The following is a 19,306-nucleotide window of genomic DNA, read 5'->3' as shown; positions in this document are numbered from 1 at the left end:
TTATTCATCATCCAGGCTAAGGCGGCGGCGGCTGATAATGCGCAGCATGCGCCACAGCACCCACGCCAGCAGCACGATACTGACCGCGGCGAAGATCGCCAGCAGTATCGGGTGGTTAGAGAGCGCGAACCAGATGCGCTCGAACCAGGGCAGATGGCCAACATAGTAAACATCGCCCACCCGCAGGCTGTTGACGCCGGATTCACGGATCACCGCCACCGAGCCAAACATCGCCGCCCGCTTACCGCTGTCGTTGAGGGCGTTGGTCAACAATTCATTACCGCGCGGGCTGTCGGCCAGCAGGGCCACCACGCTACGCTGATCGTTGTAGGGCGACTGGAAGCCAATCACCGCCGCCATCGGTCCGGAAGAGGTGATGTCGGTGCGGGTGTTGGGCGTGCGGGCCTCGTCATCGGGATAAATGCTCGCCAGGTCATAGTGGCGCATCGGCATTTTCACCCAGCTTTTGGTCGCCTCGACCAGCAGGTTGATTTTGGTATCGTCCTTGAGAGACGAAGGGATCGCGCCGATCAGCAGCAGATCCGCGTCTTTATTCTTGATCTGGTTGCCATCGTCGGTCATTTGCAGATTAATCGCCGCCAGGCCGGTCTGCGAACCGATGCCGCCCAGCGCCTGCAGCAGCGTCGCCACCTGGCCCTGGGTCGGCGCCTTCGGCACCACCACCAGGGTGTCGGCGAGGTCAGCCATTCGGCTGTAAGGGAAGCCCGCATTGGCGAAGACGCGCAGGTCCGGCAGCGCAATAAAGTGATAATACTTCGAGAAGTCGATGGTCGAATCGTCGCCGATCACCACATGGTTCTGCACCGGCTGGAAGGTAATACAGTTGTCGATGGAGCCGCCGGGCATCGGGTTCATGTACTGGAAGTCAAAGCGCAGCTGGTTCACCGCCCCAAGACGCAGCGCGGGGATGGTGACCTCCGATTTGCCGTCCAGCAGCCCCTGCAGCAGGTCTTTATCATCGCGGCCGAAAATCACCAGCAACTTGACGTAAGGATCGTTCGGGTTGTCGATCATTTCGATGGTCGGCGCGTTGACCGGCGGATGATCGCGCAGGAAATCCGGACGCTTGTCGTTGGTGGCGAAGACAATGGCGTTACGATCCGGCAGTTCGTTGAAATAGACCGGGAACTGCTGGCCGCGCCAGCCGGCCTTGCTGCCGAACCATGAGGCGATAATCGCCGCCGCCTGCTGCTGGGCCACCGCCGGCGAACCCGGGAAAATCATCGGCAGCGTCAGCGGGCGGTTGTCGCGCGGATCGTAGAACGGCACCGGGAAGTGCGACAGATCGTTATGCACCTTCAGCGACTGGTAGGTGAGATCCAGATAGCTTTCGCGCCCGACGTCCAGCCACAGCGTGCTGCTGGCCGGGTTTTCGCAGACATCGCGATAGTGGCCGACAAACTCCAGCCGTATGCGGTTGAAGTCGGTGATATACAGCGGGTCAATCGGCAGCTGCGCGCGGATCTTTTTCCCCAGCTGCTCTTTGGTGACGGGCAGGACGCCCATCAGCTCATCGTTGAGATAGACTTTCAGCTGCGACTGCACGGGCAGCAGCGAGGGCGACGGGGTATATTCCAGATTGAGCAGCGCGTTGGCGACCAGCTCATCGCTGCGCATGCCGAATTCGACCGAGGCGTCAGGCCGTGAGCCGCGCAGCACAATGCTGCCCGGAGGCGGCGCGATGGTGGCAAAGGTCAGCTTCACCTCCCGCTGCGGGATATTCTCGGCGACCACCGCCGGTGCGGTCGGTTCGGCGAGGGTCGCCGTCGGCTCGCCAATCGTCACCGGCGCGGGCGCGGGCGGGGTGGCCGCCTGCGGCTGAACGCCAGGAGCCGGGTTCACCACGGCGGCCGGCGCCGCGTAAGAGGCCAGCGGATACCAGCTGCACATGCCCACCGCTACTGCACACATCCAGGAAAGTTTTCTTTTCATCGCATTATCATCATTGTTGAGCCATTGCCGGGTCTGCGGAGAGCGTCGGCGCGGCGCGTTCAGGGCGTCGGGGTACAAACGACACTATCCATGCCACCAGCGAGGTGAGCGCGCGGAAAATGACCTTCACCGACGGCGGCGAAAACTCCGCCAGGTGACGGTAACCACGGAATCCCAGCTTGAGGATATCCAGCAGGCTTTCCATCGGCTTATCTTCCGGGAAGCTATCCTGCCAAAGCGCCCACGTATCGGCGCGGGCAAACGTACACTGCACAAAATCGATATGCTGCTGGTTGGTCAACGGCAGCAGCTGCAATCCCACTTCGTTGCCGTTTACCCGCGCGACCCGCACCGGGAAGACATACTCCTGCTGTCCCCGTTTGAGCAGCAGCCTGGCGTTCTGCCCCTCCAGCACCTGCGCGTCGCTGTGAATTTTGATCCCCAGCCCGCCGTCGGAATAGTCGTGAACGGTGCAGGAGAACAGATGGCCGTCATCGCGGGCGATGGCCGCCGGCATGCTCATTTCGACACGATGCGACCGGCGGACCTGCTTGCTTTCGACCGAGACCGCCACCGCGCCGCCAAGAATAATCAGGTTGTAGAACACCCAGACAATACTCACCCAGACGGTGAGAATTTCGTTTTCCGGGCCGTACATAAAGCGCCAGATCCCCACCGCGACGCCGACCAGGTTGAGCAGCACGAGGTAGATATAGGGCCGGGAGATCACCCAGTCGACATACTCCTCTTCCACCAGCCCACCCTTCGCGGTGACGTTGAATTTGCCTTTATGCGGGTTAATCAACGCCACAAAGGTGGGCGGCGCGATATACCAGGCGAGCACCGTCTCGTAGATTTCACTCCAGAACGAATGGCGGTATTTGCCCTGAATCTTCGAGTTGGTCAGGCTGGCGTGGATCATATGCGGCAGCACGAACAGCGCGATCATCAGCGCCGGCGCATAAATGATATAGGCATGGAGCAGCAAAAAGGCCAGCGGCGCCGTGAGGAAGATGAGGCGCGGAATACCGGAGAGGAAGTGGAGCATGGCGTTGGCGTAGCAGACGCGCTGCGCCAGCTTCAGCCCCTTGCCAAACAGCGGGTTATCGAGACGGAAAATCTGCACCATGCCGCGCGCCCAGCGGATGCGCTGGCCAATGTGCGCCGACAAACTCTCCGTCGCCAGCCCCGCCGCCTGCGGAATACGCATATAGGCGGAGGTGTAGCCGCGTCGGTGCAGGCGCAGCGAGGTGTGGGCATCTTCGGTCACCGTTTCGACGGCAATGCCGCCAATCTCGTCCAGCGGGCCGCGGCGGATCACGGCGCAGGAGCCGCAGAAGAAGGTGGCGTCCCACATATCGTTCCCGTCCTGCACCAGGCCGTAGAACAGGGTGCCTTCGTTCGGCGTTTTGCGAAAACGGCCAAGGTTGCGCTCAAAGGGGTCTGGCGAGAAGAAATGGTGCGGGGTCTGCATCATCGCCAGCTCTTTCTCTTTCAGGAACCAGCCCATGGTCATCTGCAGAAACGAGCGCGTCGGCACGTGGTCGCAGTCAAAGATCGAGACAAACTCCCCTTTGGCGTATTTCAGCGCATTGTTGATGTTACCGGCCTTGGCGTGCTCATGGCTGGTACGGGCGATGTAGTGCACCCCGACATCTTTGGCAAACTGGCGAAACGCTTCCCGTCCGCCGTCGTCGAGGATCCAGATGTTGAGCTTGTCCTTCGGCCAGTCGATGCCCTGCGAGGCATAGATGGTGTTTTTCACCACGTTGAGATCTTCGTTGTAGGTGGGGACGAAGATATCCACCGTCGGCCACAGATCCATGTCCTCCGGCAACGGCACCGGTTGGCGGTTCAACGGCCAGACCACCTGGAAGTAGCCCAGCACCAGCACCACCCAGGCGTAGGTTTCGGCGAACAGCAAAATAATCCCGCACACCAGGCTTACCGGGTCGTTCCAGTTCAGCGTCGAGGTGTAGCGCCACCAGATATAGCGGCACGAGACCGTCAGCGACAGCACGATCAGCATCAGCGCCGAGAAGCGGCCGGGGATGCGCCGCACCAGCAGCGCCACGCCCCACAGCAGCATCAGGAAGATAAATTGCGACAGCGGGTTAAAGGGCTGCGTAATACACATCAGCGCCAGCACCAGCGAGCAGCAGGTCACCACTCCGAGGATTGCCCGGCGCAGTTTAGGATTGAGGTGCGCCAGCTCTTTCTGTTTATCCAGATGGCGGGTGCGGGCGTTAACCTGCTCAGGCAGTTTCTCCATCCATTGCGCGTAGCGACCGTGCACCCCTTCCAGCGCCGCCAGCGAACGCCAGTTGACCTTTTTCTCCGGCTCCGGCACGCGGGTCGCCAGCAGCCACAGGGATTGCAACAGATAGCGCAGCGGATCCAGGAGCCGTGGCCGGTGCGGATTAATATGGGGGAAATAGGTGTCATGGTGCGCCAGAATCGCCTGCCAGCGCGGCGTCTCCAGCGGCATGAGCGCCCAGACCAGCGATGCCCACAGGCAGCCAAGCGACGCCGACAGCCAGGAGGCGCCATGCTGCCGGTAGTCGTCATAGCGCGCGCGCAGCCGTTCCCCCACCGGCGGGGCCAACAGCAGCGTGCTGAGGCGGATCATACCGGCCTCCCGCCGGCATAGTGGATCAGGCACCAGTTCGCCAGGGTCAGCACCTCTTCCGCCGCCAGAGAGTCCTGGCGATACTCCCCAAGGGGCTGTTTCGCCGCCAGGCACTCGGCCATCGCCTCGTCGCGGTGAATGGTCACCGGCAGGATCCGCGGCTGGCTCTCGAGCCACAGCTGATAGAGATCTTCCTGCAGCTGGCTGCCGACCCGCAGATCGTTAATCAGAATATCGCTGTTGGCCGGAAAGGGCTGCTGGTGCAAACGGATATGGCTGTTGGCGTCGGGATGGACCACCACCAGCGAGCGGTCGCAGAGCGTCAGCAGCTCGCGGGTCAACGGCGAATAGCCCGCCGGCAGATCCAGCAGCAGCCAGCGGTACTGGCCCTGCAGCTGCTGCACCGCCTCCGTCATCGCGCCCAGGGTGGGCAGCAGCTGGTCGACGTTTTCTCTTTCGCCCGCGCTGAGCTGGCCAAACGGCAGCAGATCGATATGTTGCGTATAGCGCAGACCCGCGTCGCGCCAGTCACGGCCGTCAAGCAGCGACCGGGCCCAGCCGTCCTGATGATGGATATCGGTGTTGAAAAAAAAGCGCAGCATATTATCCGGGCTGGCGTCGATCGCCAGCACGCTTTCACCGAGCAATTGCAGCGCCCAGGCGAGTGCAGCCGTAATGGACGTGACGCCAGTTCCCCCGCGCACGCCCTGTAACCCCAGAATAGCCATCTCCGGCTTCCTTATTTTTTCTCTGCAAACTCTGCCAGCAGCGGCCAGCGCTTCAGCGCTGCGTTCAGCTGTTCACGCCTCGAAATATCATGATAATCAATATCCGGCAGGGAAAATGCCCGGCTTAGCGCCAAAAAATCATTTTGAAAGGTGTACCCCAGCGTGGCGTCCGTGGGTACGACAGGATCTTTTGCTGGCATATCTCTGTCCGTTCGAAATTTATTATTAAACCAGAGGACGTATACAGCGCATCCTTAAAAAGCAGGTGTACATGCTAAAACTGATGACCTTTAATTTCAATGTTAGGTTTACTCTGTCAGTTTCGCTAGTAAACTTATCCAGTGTGAATCAGGGCGCACGAGGGATGCCGTGGATAGTGTATTTACTTTGGGTATTTCATCATTATGGGATGAAGTGTGCCATATGCCGGTCGGCGGGGTATGGTGGCTCAACGTTGACCGTTATGCCGATGCCGTCAGTCTGGTTAATCAGACGCTGGCCGCGCAGGCGAAAAACAGCAAAGTTGCCGCGCTGGTCATGGGTGATAAACCTGATGATATCATTTCATTAGATAGCATTCATGGCCCGAATAATATCGCGCTGTTTACCCTGCCGAATCGCCCGGAGGCGCTGGAAGAAATACATCGTGATTTAGTCTGCTCCCTCGAGCCTGGCAATTATTTGTTTATTCTGCTATGCGCTGAAAATGCCTGGCAAAATATAAATAATGAAAAGTTATGCGCCTGGGTGGAAAAAACCAGTCGCTGGGCGCAATATCATCGCTGCGCGTTCTTAGCGATCAATCCCGCCCAGGATATCGATCGGCAACTCACCCCATTATTACGCGCGTACCGATCCCTTTCCGGTCTGGCAAGTATTCGCTACCAGGGCGACCGCCATCTTTTTGATATTGCCTGGTGGGGAAGCGATAAAGGCATCAGCGCCCAGCAGCAGCTGATGGTGCAACACGACGACGCCGGCTGGCGATTAGCGCAGGATGCTGAAACCAGCGTGCAGCCGCGTAGCGACGAAAAAGCGATCCTCAGCCATGTGCGCGTCCTCGAAGGCGCCCCGCCGCTCTCGGAATACTGGACCCTGTTCGATACCAATGACGAGGTCTTCAACGCCGGGCGCACTGCGCAGGCGGCGACGATCCTCTTCTCCATTACCCAGAATACGCAAATTGAACAGTTGGGGCGCTATATTCATACCCTGCGTCGTCAGCGCGGCACCGCGCTGAAAATTATTGTCCGCGAACAAACCCCCAGCCTGCGCGCGACCGATGAGCGGCTGCTGCTCAGCAGCGGCGCCAGCCTGGTGATCCCCAACAGCGCGTCGCTTTCCCGCTGCCTGACGCTGATTGAAAGCGTACAGAACCAAAAGTTCTCCCGGCGTATCCCGGAAGATTTTGCCACCCTGCTCACCTGGAGCCAGCCGTTAAAGCTGCGGGGCTATCAGAAATGGGACGCCTTTTGCGAAGCGGTGCACAACGTGATGACCAATACCCTGCTGCCGGCCGACAGCAAAGGCGTGATGGTGGCCCTGCGCCCGGCGCCGGGGCTGCGCGTCGAGCAGGCGCTGACGTTATGCAAACCCAACCGGATGGGCGACATCATGACCATCGGCAATAACCGGCTGGTGCTGTTCTTGTCATTTTGCCGAATCAATGACCTCGACACCGCGCTAAATCATATTTTCCCGCTGCCGACCGGCGATATTTTTTCTAACCGTATGGTGTGGTTTGAAGACAAACAGATCCTCTCGGAAATCGTGATCATGCGCGGCGTCGAGCCGGCGCGCTGGAACACGCCGCTGCCCCTCTCGGTCGGTAAAAACGAAACCATCAACGCCACCCATGATGGACGCCACTGGCGACGCTATCCCGAACCACACCGGTTAACCACCCGTGAGGAGCAAGCCTGATGATGTCTATCGCCGATATTCTGCAACTGGTGGTGCTCTGCGCCCTGCTGTTTTTTCCGCTGGGCTACCTGACGCGCCACTATCAGCGCCGGATCCGCACGACGTTAAGATTGATGTTCTTTAAACCCCGTTACGTGAAACCGGCAGGGGTATTACGCCGGGGAACAACGGTTAAGCAAGGCAAAGCGAATAAATGACAAATAAAAAAACGACCGCGGCACCGCTTCCGCTCTGGCAGTACTGGCGCGGCCTTGGCGGCTGGAACTTATACTTTCTGGTCAAATTTGCCCTGCTGTGGGCCGGGTATCTCAATTTCCACCCGATGCTGAACCTGGTGTTTCTCGCCTTTCTGCTGGTGCCGATCCCGCGCGAAAAGCTGCACCGCATCCGCCACTGGATCGCCATTCCGCTCGGCTTCGCGCTGTTCTGGCATGATACCTGGCTGCCCGGGCCGGAAACGCTTCTTAGCCAGGGCTCGCAAATCGCCGGCTTCAGCGCCAGCTATATCTGGGATCTGATTGTCCGCTTTATCAACTGGAGCATGGTCGGCGCCTTCTTTGTTTTGCTGGTGCTATGGCTGTTTATCAGCCAGTGGCTGCGCGTTACCGTGTTTGTCTCCGCGATGGTCGTCTGGCAGGCGGTCAGCCCGTTGCTGCCGGCCTTTACCATTTGGCCTGCCGATCAGCCCACCACCGCCGCCGCCACCGCGCCGGCCAACGTCGGGACCAACGCCGCCGCTGGCGCCGCGTCCAGCCCCGCCAGCCCGGCCAGCAGCGATATTCCGCCGCAGACCGAGCCGCCGACCTCGGCCAACCTCACCAACTGGCTGAACGGTTTCTATGCCGCCGAGCAGAAGCGCAAGACGCCGTTCCCGGACCAGCTGCCGGCGGATGCGCAGCCGTTTGACCTGCTGGTGATCAATATCTGCTCGCTCTCCTGGTCGGATATTGAAGCCGCCGGGCTGATGGACCACCCGCTGTGGAAGCATTTCGATATCGTCTTCAAAAACTTTAACTCCGCGACCTCCTACAGCGGACCGGCGGCGGTGCGCCTGCTGCGCGCCAGCTGCGGCCAGCTGTCGCATACCAACCTGTATCAGCCGTCCGGCGCCGATTGCTACCTGTTTGAAAACCTGGCGAAACTCGGCTTCAACCAGCAGCTGATGCTCGGCCACAACGGCCTGTTCGGCGACTTCCTGAAAGAGCTGCGTTCACTGGGCGGCATGCAGAGCCCGCTGATGGACCAGAGCGGTCTGCCGGTCAGCCTGCAGGCGTTTGACGGCTCGCCGGTGTACGAGGATCTGGCGGTCCTCAACCGCTGGCTGAAGACCGAAGAGGCCAGCAGCAATCCGCGGAGCGCCACATTCTATAACACCCTGCCGCTGCATGACGGCAACCACTTCCCGGGACAAAGCAAAACCGCGGACTACAAAGTGCGCGCGCAAAAGCTGTTTGACGACCTGGATAACTTCTTCACCGAGCTGGAAAAATCGGGGCGGAAGGTGATGGTGGTGGTGGTGCCGGAACACGGCGGCGCGCTGAAGGGCGATAAGATGCAGGTGTCTGGCCTGCGGGATATCCCGAGCCCGTCGATCACTAACGTCCCGACGGCGGTGAAATTCTTCGGCATGAAGGCGCCGCATGAAGGCGCGCCGATTATCATCGATCAGCCCAGCAGCTACCTGGCGGTGTCGGAGCTGGTGGTGCGCGCCCTCGACGGCAAAATGTTCAGCGAAGAGAGCGTCAACTGGCAGCAGTATGTCGCCAACCTGCCGCAGAGCGCGGCGGTGTCCGAAAACGCCAACGCCATCGTTATCCAGTATCAGGGCAAGCCGTATGTCCAGCTGAATGGCGGAAGCTGGGTGCCTTATCCGCAATAAGCGACAAGGCCGCCCATGCTGGCGGCCTGACATCGTGAGACGTTCCTGCTTTTCCCTCTCAGCCCGCAGGCATACGGGCTGAGAGGCCTGCAAAGCCATCACCGCGCTAGCGCTGATCCTGTTTCGCCAGCCAGACCAGCAGCTTGAGGCTGGCGGAGTAATAATCATCCTTGTCGTCAATCTGCGGCGCTTCCTGCGGTTCGCCAAGCGTTAAATCACGCACCGCCAGCAGGCCGCCGGCCATATTCCACGGGGCGACCTCGTTGGTGCTAACGTTGATCCACGCCGGGGTTTGCAGACGCGGGTAACTCTGCATCCAGGCTTTCCATGGCGCGAGCAAGGCGCTATGCGGATCGACCCACGAGATATACAGCGGAATACGGATCGCATCGAAACTCATCCGCGGCGGCCACTCTTTGGCCGGCAGCATCTTGCCATCCGCCCGCAGCGCCACCCAGTCGCTGGGCAGGTGCGATTTCCCCCAGCCCATCTGCCCCAGCAGCGCCTGCCCGTCACTCTGCAATGTCCGCCAGGCGGTCAGGTGCGTCCGCTCCGCAAAGGCGCGCCAGGCCGGGAAGATGAAATAGGAGGGGTTAAGGTTCAGGTGGTCGTTGCGGTTGAACCCCTTCCCCCCCGGGAGCATCACCTGGCGACCGGCGAAAGTCACCACCGTATATTTCAGCAGGGAGGCGGTGATGGCATCGGAGGCCGTCGCGTAGCGCTTGTCCTGCCACTGCTTTTGCGCGCGCAGCAGCGCCCAGGCGATCAGGGTATCGCCATCGGTGGCGTTGTTTTTATCGGCGATCGGGTCCGGCGCCACCGGGTTATAGCGCCAGTAAAACAGCCCGTTAGACTTGTCGCGCAGGGTGCTGTCCGTCCACTGCCACAGTTTGTCGAACGCCGGGCGATCGTTATTCGCCACCGCCAGGAGCATGGCGAAGCCCTGGCCTTCCGTATGCGACACATTGCCATTGGCGGTATCAATGATACGACCGTCCGGCATCATAAAACGGGCCTTATAGCGCTCCCATGCCGTATCCGCCCACGCCCGGGGCACCAGCATCACTGCCGTTGTCACTATCACCGCCACTAAAGCACGCAGGGGCATAAATTCACTCTTTATGGATGGTAGTAAAGAAACTGAACGTCAGAGACGGAGAACACCCGCTCACGCTGCAATATCACGTGAGCACTGCCTCCCTGACTCTGCAGCCAGCGAGAATATAACCCCTCGAGTATGGCACAGAACGCGTTGCACCAGCGCACGCGCCCCGCGTCGTCGCGGCTGACCGGCAACGCCTGATGGCGCAGGCGCAGGCCATCCTCGCCGACGTCGATGGTCACCACCCCCCAGTGGAAATGGGTCAGCAGCCGGTTGATATTCGCCTCCAGCTCCCCGACGGTCTCCGACGCCGGCAGCGGATGGGTCTCCGCCAGCGAAGCGCCCATCTGACGCAGGAACGGCTGGCTCTCCAGCTCACCGGCATTATTGAGCATACCTTCGACCATAATAATCAACAGATCGAACCATCCGGCAGGCGTCTGCTGCTGCTGAAACCAGGTCATCACCACCGGGTTATTGTTCTCCGTCATCATCAATGATCTCCTAACATATAGCGAATATAGAGCCCGGCGGTGCTTTCGTTATAATCCCCGAAGGTGTCATAGCCAATCTGGCCCCCCAGCGTCATCTGTTTGTTGACCTTGTAATCCGCCCCGGCGCGCAGGGTATAGCCGATGCCGCTCTTCGAGGTCGCGGAATAGTAGGCTTCCTTGGCAAACCCGTTGCTTACCGCCGTCTCCAGGGTTTGCTGCCACTCCGAATTGGTCGGGAAATAGGCGCTCTTATCCTGGCTGTAAGACTGGTAGCCCACCGAGCCGCCGAGCTTCATGGTCCAGTTATCATATTTCTCCGTCAGACTGACCGGCAGCGACACGCTGACGTAGTTTTGCGGACTAAAGTAGCCCCCCTGGCCATAGGTGAAGTAGCTGAGGTTTTTGGAGTAATCCATATAGCTCATGCTCAACCCGGCCTGCAGCTGGCGGTATTCGTCATGATAGGGCCGCAGATAGACCCCGGCATTGGCATTGATGCTGGTGTTGCTGGCGACGTTCTGTCCGAGATAGCTGTATCCGCCGCCGCCAACGTAGAAGCCCGCATCGCCGTCGTCATAGCTCAGCTGCAGGGTGCCGCCGTTTTTCGTCACCTGCCCCCAGTTTTTCCCGGAATAGGCATCCTTCAGACCGACATAAGAAAGCAGGCTGTCGGTCAGCGAGCGGCGTTCGCCGGTGAGGATCAGCGACAGATAGTTGGTCAGCTTGGGCGACCATTTCACCCCGCCGACAACGGTATTAAGATCCTGGCCCAGCGGCGTGCTGCCGATATCGACCCGGTAATCGTCGCCGCTTAGCGCCAGCGCCAGTTCGACGCCGTTGGCCTTCTGCGAATCGGTCGAGCCGCTGGTCTGGTCAACGTTCGGCTTGCGGCTGGACGAGGAGAGATAGCTGGCCACCTGCCCCGAATCATAGCTCCCGAGCTTGGCCAGGTTTTCCATCCCGCTGCTGGTGGTCGGATTGAAATCCGCCGCGTTCAGGGTGCCGAGGCCGCTTAACGCCTCCGCGCCCGGATTGCTGGCAAAATAGGCCGTCCGCTCCGCCTCGGTCATCGCGGCGATCGCCGCCTGTTCGCTGGTGGCGGTACTCACCATATTGGAGACCGCATTGGCCAGCGGGTTGGCGCCGTAGCGACGCCAGGCGTCGCCGCTGGCGGTCCCGGCGTTTAACGACACCGGGGTGACGGTAAAGTCAAAGCGCGAGTCGCCAAACGGCGAGGAGGACCAGGTCAGCGGCGTTCTGAGCTCCGTCAGCTTGCTGGTGCCCGATTCGCCGTCGCGTCCGCGCACGTCCATTCCCCCCTGCAGCCAGCTGCCGGTTTTCTCCTGCAGCGACTCCATCATGGTGTCCACCTGACGCAGCATCCGCGTCTGGGCGGTGTCCACCGGCAGATCGGTGCGCTGGATCCCCGGCAGCGAGGAGCCGGGCGCGGCGGCCGACTGGGCGACCTGCCACGGCATATACTGGCCGTAGGCGGAGGCCGTCCGCGTCGGCGCTGACGTTTGCGACACGCCGATAAAGGGGTTATCCGCCGCAAGCACCCCGCCGACGGTCGGCGTTTCGCTGCTGTTGGTGCTTTGCATGCCCAGCAGTTTGCCGCGGGCGCTGCGCAGGTAGGTCATCGCCTGCTGATGATGACCCTGGGCCTCCGCCACTCTCGCCAGCAGCAGCAGGCGATCCGGGGAGTTATCCTGACGCAAGCCGCCGGCCAGCTGTTCAGCGCGATCGTTGTTCCCCGCCGACAGCGCCACGTCGATGGCCCCGGCGCGCGCATCCTGGTTCGGCGTATCGCGCGTCATCAGGTAGTCATAGACCACCCCGGCCTCTTTGTTCATTTTGCCGCTCTGGTACAGCCGCGCCATGGCGAACATCAGATCGGTGTTTTGCGGATCGCTTTGCATGGCGCGGATCAGCTTGTCATACGCCGCGGCGTAATTGCCCTGCTCGCGCAGGCGATCGGCCTCGTTGATCACATAGCCATTGCGAATGCTCGCCAGCTGCGTCGGCGTACTGCTGGCCTGCAGCTGCGGATTGCTGATCAGGTTCTGCGCCTCGCCGGTCAGCCCGGCCTGGTTCAGGACGGCGATCTGATCGGCGTAATCGCCGGCGTTGCCGGACACCCCGCCGCTGATATTGTTGCGCACCAGCGATACCGCGGTGGTCAGATCGCCGCTCTCGGCCAGCAGCCGCGCCAGCTTGCCGGCGTCCGCCGGGGCTTTCGGCGGCGTAGAGGCCATCGCCCGCAGGGTATTGCTGGCGGCGATGGTATTGCCCTGCGCCAGGTAGTTTTCGGCCGTCACCAGCTGCAGGTTGTAGTTCACCCGCTGACGTAAATCGCGCATGTCGCTGGTCTGGCTGCCGCCGGGAATGCGCGACAGCAGCGTCTGCGCCTGCTGCCAGGCGCCGTTTTCGCTGGCGAACAGCGCGGCGGCATACAGCGCGCTGTTGCTGGCGCCGGGGCGATAGGCCGCCGACATCAGCGAAGAGGCCTCGCTGGCGTTACCCGATTTTTGCAGCAGTCGGGCCAGATCGAGACGCAGCCAGGGATCGTCCGGATAGCGGGCGACGCCCTGGCGCAGGGTGGCAATGGCGCCGGCTGGGTTACCGCTGCTGACCTGCGCCTGGGCCTGGCGGCGCAGAGCGTCGCCCGGGACGCCGGCCACCACTCGCGGCTGCAGTTTTTGCTGCAGACTCTGCGGCAGCGTCTGCAGCATCGCCTGCGCCTCGGCGGATTTATTCTGCTCGCGCAGCACGTAGTAGAGGTTTTCCCGCGCTGCCGCATTCTGTGGATCGTCGTTTAACAGTGAGCGCAGCGTTTGCTCGGCCTGGGGTAAATCTTTGTTATGCCGCAGCACATCGGCGCGAAACAGCTTCGCCGAGGCGCCCCGCGCCCCGCTCTGCTGCGCCAGCGGCGCGGAGAGCGCCAGCGCCTGGCTGATATTGCCCTGCTTATAGGCCTGCTGGGCCTGCGCCAGCTGGCCGTAGAACAGGGCATCGGCCGCCTGCTGACGGCGGGTCGCCGAAGCGTCGCCGCCGAGATCCGCCGCCCGGCTCAGATATTGTGACGCGGCCTGGTAGTCGCCGCTGCGCTGGGCGATATAGCCCATGCCCGCCAGCGCATCGGCATCCTGCGGGTTGGTCTGCAATACCTCTTCAAACTGCTGTTTCGCGGCAGCGGTATTGCCGCTGTTGAGATTGGCGTAGCCCTGGCCGCGCGCCTGACCGCTGCGCCGTTCACGAAAGTAGTTCTGAACTTCGCTATCCTGCGGATGCCGCTGCATCCAGGTATCGTAATACTGCTCATCCCCGGCCTGCGGGCCCAGCCAGAGCAAGGCCTGACGCAAGCCGCTGTCCGCCTCTTTATTGCCGCTGGCCATCGGCTCGAGCAGGGCGATCCCTTCCCGACGGGTCTCTTCCCGCCAGGTTAACGCTTTGCCCAGCGCCACCCGCGGGGCGTTCTCCTGCGGATGCTGCGCCACGTACTGCCGCAGTTCGCTGATGGCCTGCGGATAAAGCGATTTGTCGCTGGCCATGGTCAGGTAATATTCTGCCGCCAGCCCGGCAGGCGGCGTATTGCCATTGAACATGCTGCGCCAGGTCGCCAGCGCCCCGGGGATATTGCCGCCGCGCGCCTGCTGGCGGGCAAGGCTGAGCTGGCCCTGCGGCACCTGCGACATCTTTTTGGCGTTGTCCAGATCCTGCAGACCCGGGCTATCCGGCGCCGCTTTCGCCAGCCGCGCGCGCCACTGCGCCGCCGCCTGCATATCGCCGCCCTGCTGCGACCAGAGCGCCATCAGATACAGCGCCTGGGTGTTGTTGGCATCCACCGAGAGCACCTTCTGCAGGGACTCCATCGCCAGCTCGTCATGGGATTTCTCATGCCAATAGTTGGCCTGGGCGAACAGCGCCTGCAGCGCCGCGTCGTTACCCGCCGCCAGCGCGCCGCCAGAGGCGCCGAGAGCCAGGGCGCCGGTGAGGCAGAATGTGGTGAGCCGCCGGGAGCTTTTCATCGTTATCGTTATCTTTCTTTTCATTGGTTATCCCCCGAACCCAGACGCTTACGGGCGTGACGTTTAAACATCGCGGTCAGCGCCAGTCCCATTATCGAGGTGGCAATCAGCCCCAGCAGGGCGAGGAAACCGGAGTGCTGGCTGGCATACCAGACCGCCATCATGTACCACGGCATCTGACCGCTGGGGAACGGCGTACTCACCTGGAAACTGCGCACCCCGTTATCGCTGGTGATCACCGCGGTATCGCCACGGATCCCGGCGTTGATGCGCGGTGAGTCCAAATCGTTTTTCAGTCGCGCCAGCTGATCATCATTGCTGGCCATCGCCACCACCACCAGCCGGGCGGGGTTCCACGGCGAACGATAGCTGATAAACCCGCGCCAGGCGCTGCTGGACGAGAAGTAGCGATCGGCGTCGAGGCTGGCGGAGGTCCAGTCGCCGGTGAGCCGGCGCTGCGCTTTTTGCCACAGATCGGGCTCGCGGACGCTCAGCACATTATCCACCGGGCGGTAGGGTGAATCGGCCAGCAGGCTCTGGTTGAAGGCCTGCTGATCGAGAGCGGTGACCGCCAGCACGTCACGTTCGCGCAGCGACTGCAAATCCCCGCCGCCGGTGGGCATCCCGAGAACGACGCGGTTATTCGCCAGCGCGGTGCCGGTCGCATTCCCGGAGCGCGCGGCCAGATTCAGCAGGGTCGCCACCTGGGTCTCAGACGGTTCCGCCGGCAGCAGGAGCGTCGTTTGCGAATAGTCCGCCAGCCGCGAGAAGGGGAACGAGGCGCCGACGAAATAGGAGAGGTTTGGCAGCAGCGAGAAGTGTCGCGTCTTGCTCAAATCAATCCAGGAGTCGTCAGTGATGCGGCTCTTGATATTGTTATTCAGCAGCACCTGGCACGGAACATCGTCCTTCGGCACCACATTGAAGTACATCGACAGCTGGTTATCGCCGTAGATCAGGTAGGGGGCCAGCGGGATGGTAAAGCGCTCCTGGCGCGCATCCCCGCCGAGGTGGCGCCAGACTTTCTCCAGCGGCCCCTGCTTGTTCATCGGCAGGTTGTTGAGGAAGGTGCCATTGAGCGTGACGCTCAGCAGGGACTTATCCTCATTGATCCAGTTTTCCGACGGGAAGCGGTAGCCAACCTGCAGCGGGATCGTCTCGCCATCCCACAGATAGAGGTCCGGGGCGGCGCGGAAGGCGATACGTAAAGGTTCATGCCAGACGCCGCTGACGGTCGGGCTTTGATCCTTACGCAGCAGTTCGCTGAGCCTGACCGGACGATCGGTGGGGATCCAGCGCGGGGCATCATACGCTTTGCCAACCGGGATGGTCTGCGGCTCGACATCCAGCGTCGCGGTTTGCGGCGCAAAGTTGCCGCGGGTTAACCGCCAGGCTGCCATGCGCAGCGCGGTATCGTTTTTGCCGACGATCAACAGCAGCTTATAGGCCGGATTGGCGGGATTGGCGATGATGCGCAGCAGCGGCTTATCGGTTTCCGGCAGCGTCATACCGCCCACCTGCTCGCCCGGATGGCCAATCACGATGCCATGGCGTTCCGGCAGGCGGTCGCGCAGCGCGCTGAAGGCGATGCCGCGATAGTCCGCCTGGATACCCAGCCAGGAGGAGACCAGCGCCGCGGCGCTGAAGACGTCGGCCGACGGCTTCGCTCCATAGGAAACGGCGATGTCCGCCGGCGTCATCTGCATGCTGTCGAAGAAGGGACGCGGGAAGTGGCTCAGATCGTCGCTGATGTTCAATTGCTGGCTTTCCCAGCTGAAATGCGACGTGGGCAGCACCGTGACCCGCGACGAATCATGAATGTCACGCTGGCACTGCAGGGTATCGCCATCGTTGATCTTCACGCTCAGGTTATTGCTGGAGACCATCAGCGCGGGCGGGATATCCAGCTGATAATGGGAGACATCCTCGCCATCGGCGCCCAACGGCAGGGTGCCGAGCGGTTGACCGTTGAGCATCAGCTGCAGGGTGGCGTTGCGGCTCGCCATTTCCGGCGATACGCGAACGGCAAGGCTGAGCTGCGAATGGATCACCACCTGATCGGAAGGCAGGGTAAAGCTGACGCCCCCCTGCCGCTGACCGCCGCTGAGGATAATGCCGTCCGGCATCCCCATCTGCGCCAGATTCAGGTCGCCTCCCCAGACCGGGGCGACAGGAATGACCTCCGGCGCGGCCGTACCGCTCACCGGCGGGGGTAAGTCCGGCATATCAGGCGCAGGGGCCGTCGCCGCCGCATCGCCGTCGGTGGCGGGGGCTGCCGGAGAGGCGCCCTCCTCCGGCGAGGCAGCCGGGGGTTCGTCGCCTGGCTCGCTGTCCGCCGCGCCGTTGAGCTGCGGGAAGCTCAGCGGCGCGGCGGCGCCCGGTTCTTCACTGTGCAGCGCAGGCGCAGAGAGCATCCCTGCCAGCAGCGCCAGCGTCGTTAATCGCTTCATAACGTGCCATCCTCCTGCGCCGTTTTCGCCACTGTTGCCCGATTGCGCTGGCTGCGACGGGTTTTCCACGTCAGCCAGAACAGTTCGAACACGCAGCGTAAAATGGTGAAGAAGGAGCGGAACGGGTTATCCTGCGGGCGCGGCGGATTAATCCAGGCATCCGCGCGGGCCAGCACCACGCGCACCAGTTCACGGCGGCGCGAAAGCGGAATATCTTCATCAAACTTGAGGCGCAGGAAGCGCTCGTCAGAGGTGACCAGCTGCGCCGGGATCGAAATAGCCCCGGACTGCAGGATCAGCTCAATCTCTTCGATATCATCCTCCAGATGGCGCGTATCCGGCGCCACCACGCGGCAGCCGCCCATCGACAGATCCTCGGTATGGCTGCGGGAAACGATGCCGCTGGCGTAATGGATCATCACCGGAATATCGACATCGATACGAATGGTTTTGCGCACCTGCCGCGTTTCGCGCGCTACGGCAATCGCCGCCAGCAGGAAGATCAGACTGTAGATCCCCCATCCGACGTTGAGGGCGATAACGTTGGGGTCCGATCCAAAGTAGTCATGGCCAATCGCCCGGACGATGCCGACGATCACCCCAAGCGCCAGCAGGCAGGCCACCACCAGATGCGGGCGCACCACGGTGAAATCGAAGTAGCCGACGTCCAGCAGGCCGCCCTTATCGGTGACGTTGAATTTGCCGCGCTTGGGGAAAATCATCGTCACCAGGGTCGGCAGCACCAGGTGGAAAGCCAGCACAATGTCGTAGATTTCCCCCCAGAAGCTGTAGCGATAGCGGCCGTTCATTCGCGAACCGACGTAAATGGCGAGAAACAGGTGCGGCAGCGCATAAGAGACGATCAGGCTCGCTGATGAGTAAATAATATTGAGGTTAAACAGCAGGTAAGCCAGCGGGGCGGTGACAAACACCACCCTCGGAAGCGCGAACTGGTAGTAGAGCATGGCGCTGAGATAGCACAAGCGCTGCTGGAAGGTCAGCCCGCGGCCAAACAGCGGGTTATCAACGCGAAAAATCTGCGTCATCCCGCGCGCCCAGCGAGTACGCTGGATAACGTGCACCACCAGGCGCTCGGTGGCGAGGCCAGCCGCCAGCGGAATATCGAGAAAGGCCGATTTCCACCCAAGGCGCTGGAACTTGAGCGCCGTATGGGCGTCCTCGGTGACCGTTTCGACGGCGAAACCGCCGATCTGCGCCAGCGCCTCGCGGCGGATCACCGCGCAGGAGCCGCAGAAAAAGGTGGCGTTCCAGTTATCATTGCCCTGCTGAATCGGGCCATAGAACAGCATCCCTTCGTTCGGGATATTGCGCCCGACGGAGAGGTTGCGCTCGAACGGATCCGGGGAATAGAAGTAGTGCGGCGTCTGCACCAGCGCCAGCATCGGATCTTTCAGAAAGCCGCCGACGGTGGCCTGCAGAAACACGCGCGTGGCGACGTGGTCGCAGTCGAAGACGCAGATAAGCTCTCCCTGGGTCAGGGTCAGCGCGTGGTTAAGGTTCCCCGCTTTGGCGTGCTTGTTGTCGTTGCGGGTGATATAGCCCACCCCGACGTCGGCGGCGAACACGGCAAACTCGCTGCGCTTACCGTCATCCAGAAGATAGATTTTCATTTTATCTTTTGGATAATCAATACATTGTGCCGCAAGGACGGTGTCACGCACCACCTCCAGCGGTTCGTTATAGCTCGGAATATAGATATCGACCGTCGGCCACTTACTCATATCATCCGGCAGCGGAACAATGCCGCGCTTCAGCGGCCAGACCGTCTGCAGATAGTTAAGCAGCAGCATCACCCAGATATAGACTTCCGCCAGAAAGAGCCCCATGCCGAGAATGGTTTCAATGGCTGAGTTGAAGTGCAGGGTCTGCGTGAGGCGAAAATACATGTAACGGGTGGACATCAGCAGCGAAGTGACGACCATAATCACCGAGATGCTGCGCCGTTTGCTGAAACCCATCAGAAACAGAATACCAATGCTCAGCAGACCAAAGATGTACTGCTTCTGGCTGTCCATCGGCGTGATCACTACCAGCACGGCGACCGGAGAGAGCACCAGCGCCAGCAACCAAAAAAGAGATTTTTTCATTCAGCAGCCCTG

General features: G+C 61.3%; 12 protein-coding genes. 3 read left to right on the top strand and 9 right to left on the bottom strand.

Features of this window, described 5'->3' with window-relative positions:
* Genes bcsB (ACOI7Z_RS13600) through bcsR form a run of 4 tightly spaced genes read right to left on the bottom strand, consistent with a single transcriptional unit; the run spans position 1 to position 5,510 of the window.
* Complete coding sequence (gene bcsB, locus ACOI7Z_RS13600; RefSeq protein WP_420702301.1) at positions 1-1,953, bottom strand: cellulose biosynthesis cyclic di-GMP-binding regulatory protein BcsB; 1,953 nt, start codon at positions 1,951-1,953, stop codon at positions 1-3.
* Positions 1,954-1,963: 10 nt separating this feature from the next.
* Positions 1,964-4,582 (bottom strand): UDP-forming cellulose synthase catalytic subunit, encoded by a 2,619-nt coding sequence (gene bcsA, locus ACOI7Z_RS13595; protein WP_023291295.1) that lies wholly within the window; start codon positions 4,580-4,582, stop codon positions 1,964-1,966.
* Positions 4,579-5,310 carry a cellulose biosynthesis protein BcsQ gene (gene bcsQ / locus ACOI7Z_RS13590; protein WP_023291296.1) on the bottom strand — a complete coding sequence of 244 codons (732 nt, stop codon included), beginning with the start codon at positions 5,308-5,310 and terminating at the stop codon, positions 4,579-4,581. Before bcsQ ends, bcsA (ACOI7Z_RS13595) begins: the two co-directional genes overlap by 4 nt.
* Positions 5,311-5,321: 11 nt before the next feature.
* A complete protein-coding gene (gene bcsR, locus ACOI7Z_RS13585; protein ID WP_023291297.1) occupies positions 5,322-5,510 on the bottom strand; it encodes a cellulose biosynthesis protein BcsR in 189 nt (62 codons plus the stop codon).
* 169 nt (positions 5,511-5,679) lie between these two features.
* Here bcsR and bcsE point away from each other — a divergent pair, with 169 nt between their 5' ends.
* Genes bcsE through bcsG form a run of 3 tightly spaced genes read left to right on the top strand, consistent with a single transcriptional unit; the run spans position 5,680 to position 9,112 of the window.
* Positions 5,680-7,233 (top strand): cellulose biosynthesis protein BcsE, encoded by a 1,554-nt coding sequence (gene bcsE, locus ACOI7Z_RS13580; RefSeq protein ID WP_101993034.1) that lies wholly within the window; start codon positions 5,680-5,682, stop codon positions 7,231-7,233.
* A complete protein-coding gene (bcsF, locus tag ACOI7Z_RS13575) occupies positions 7,233-7,430 on the top strand; it encodes a cellulose biosynthesis protein BcsF (RefSeq protein ID WP_004204976.1) in 198 nt (65 codons plus the stop codon). Before bcsE ends, bcsF begins: the two co-directional genes overlap by 1 nt.
* Positions 7,427-9,112 (top strand): cellulose biosynthesis protein BcsG, encoded by a 1,686-nt coding sequence (gene bcsG, locus ACOI7Z_RS13570; protein WP_137916304.1) that lies wholly within the window; start codon positions 7,427-7,429, stop codon positions 9,110-9,112. The genes bcsF and bcsG overlap by 4 nt, the downstream gene beginning before the upstream one ends.
* Positions 9,113-9,218: 106 nt before the next feature.
* Here the strand turns inward: bcsG and ACOI7Z_RS13565 are convergent, their stop codons facing one another.
* The 5 genes from ACOI7Z_RS13565 to bcsA (ACOI7Z_RS13545) are packed head-to-tail and all read right to left on the bottom strand — an operon-like array spanning position 9,219 to position 19,294.
* The gene (locus ACOI7Z_RS13565) at positions 9,219-10,220 is read right to left on the bottom strand and encodes a glycosyl hydrolase family 8 (RefSeq protein ID WP_137916305.1); all 1,002 of its coding nucleotides are present in this window, start codon (positions 10,218-10,220) and stop codon (positions 9,219-9,221) included.
* An 11-nt stretch (positions 10,221-10,231) separates the two neighbouring features.
* Positions 10,232-10,708, bottom strand: coding sequence for a cellulose biosynthesis protein BcsD (bcsD, locus tag ACOI7Z_RS13560; protein ID WP_004204979.1), 477 nt, complete (start codon positions 10,706-10,708; stop codon positions 10,232-10,234).
* Positions 10,708-14,760, bottom strand: a complete 4,053-nt coding sequence (locus ACOI7Z_RS13555) for a cellulose biosynthesis protein BcsC (protein ID WP_072422194.1) — start codon at positions 14,758-14,760, stop codon at positions 10,708-10,710. Before ACOI7Z_RS13555 ends, bcsD begins: the two co-directional genes overlap by 1 nt.
* Positions 14,757-17,186, bottom strand: coding sequence for a cellulose biosynthesis cyclic di-GMP-binding regulatory protein BcsB (gene bcsB / locus ACOI7Z_RS13550; RefSeq protein ID WP_101978225.1), 2,430 nt, complete (start codon positions 17,184-17,186; stop codon positions 14,757-14,759). Before bcsB (ACOI7Z_RS13550) ends, ACOI7Z_RS13555 begins: the two co-directional genes overlap by 4 nt.
* Complete coding sequence (gene bcsA / locus ACOI7Z_RS13545; RefSeq protein WP_101978224.1) at positions 17,183-19,294, bottom strand: UDP-forming cellulose synthase catalytic subunit; 2,112 nt, start codon at positions 19,292-19,294, stop codon at positions 17,183-17,185. The genes bcsB (ACOI7Z_RS13550) and bcsA (ACOI7Z_RS13545) overlap by 4 nt, the downstream gene beginning before the upstream one ends.
* Between the last annotated feature and the right edge of the window lie 12 nt (positions 19,295-19,306).

The organism is Klebsiella sp. C283, assembly GCF_048822555.1.
GTDB classification, from domain to species: Bacteria; Pseudomonadota; Gammaproteobacteria; order Enterobacterales; family Enterobacteriaceae; genus Klebsiella; species Klebsiella quasipneumoniae.
This window is presented reverse-complemented; position numbering and strand designations above follow the sequence as displayed.

What these genes read in the sequence shown, in the direction of transcription:
- bcsR (WP_023291297.1), bottom strand. Translation starts at nt 5,510, where the DNA reads ATGCCAGCAAAAGATCCTGTCGTACCCACGGACGCCACGCTGGGGTAC.
- ACOI7Z_RS13555 (WP_072422194.1), bottom strand. Translation starts at nt 14,760, where the DNA reads ATGAAAAGAAAGATAACGATAACGATGAAAAGCTCCCGGCGGCTCACC.
- bcsQ (WP_023291296.1), bottom strand. Translation starts at nt 5,310, where the DNA reads ATGGCTATTCTGGGGTTACAGGGCGTGCGCGGGGGAACTGGCGTCACG.
- bcsG (WP_137916304.1), top strand. Translation starts at nt 7,427, where the DNA reads ATGACAAATAAAAAAACGACCGCGGCACCGCTTCCGCTCTGGCAGTAC.
- bcsB (WP_101978225.1), bottom strand. Translation starts at nt 17,186, where the DNA reads ATGAAGCGATTAACGACGCTGGCGCTGCTGGCAGGGATGCTCTCTGCG.
- bcsB (WP_420702301.1), bottom strand. Translation starts at nt 1,953, where the DNA reads ATGAAAAGAAAACTTTCCTGGATGTGTGCAGTAGCGGTGGGCATGTGC.
- ACOI7Z_RS13565 (WP_137916305.1), bottom strand. Translation starts at nt 10,220, where the DNA reads ATGCCCCTGCGTGCTTTAGTGGCGGTGATAGTGACAACGGCAGTGATG.
- bcsA (WP_023291295.1), bottom strand. Translation starts at nt 4,582, where the DNA reads ATGATCCGCCTCAGCACGCTGCTGTTGGCCCCGCCGGTGGGGGAACGG.
- bcsD (WP_004204979.1), bottom strand. Translation starts at nt 10,708, where the DNA reads ATGATGACGGAGAACAATAACCCGGTGGTGATGACCTGGTTTCAGCAG.
- bcsF (WP_004204976.1), top strand. Translation starts at nt 7,233, where the DNA reads ATGATGTCTATCGCCGATATTCTGCAACTGGTGGTGCTCTGCGCCCTG.
- bcsA (WP_101978224.1), bottom strand. Translation starts at nt 19,294, where the DNA reads ATGAAAAAATCTCTTTTTTGGTTGCTGGCGCTGGTGCTCTCTCCGGTC.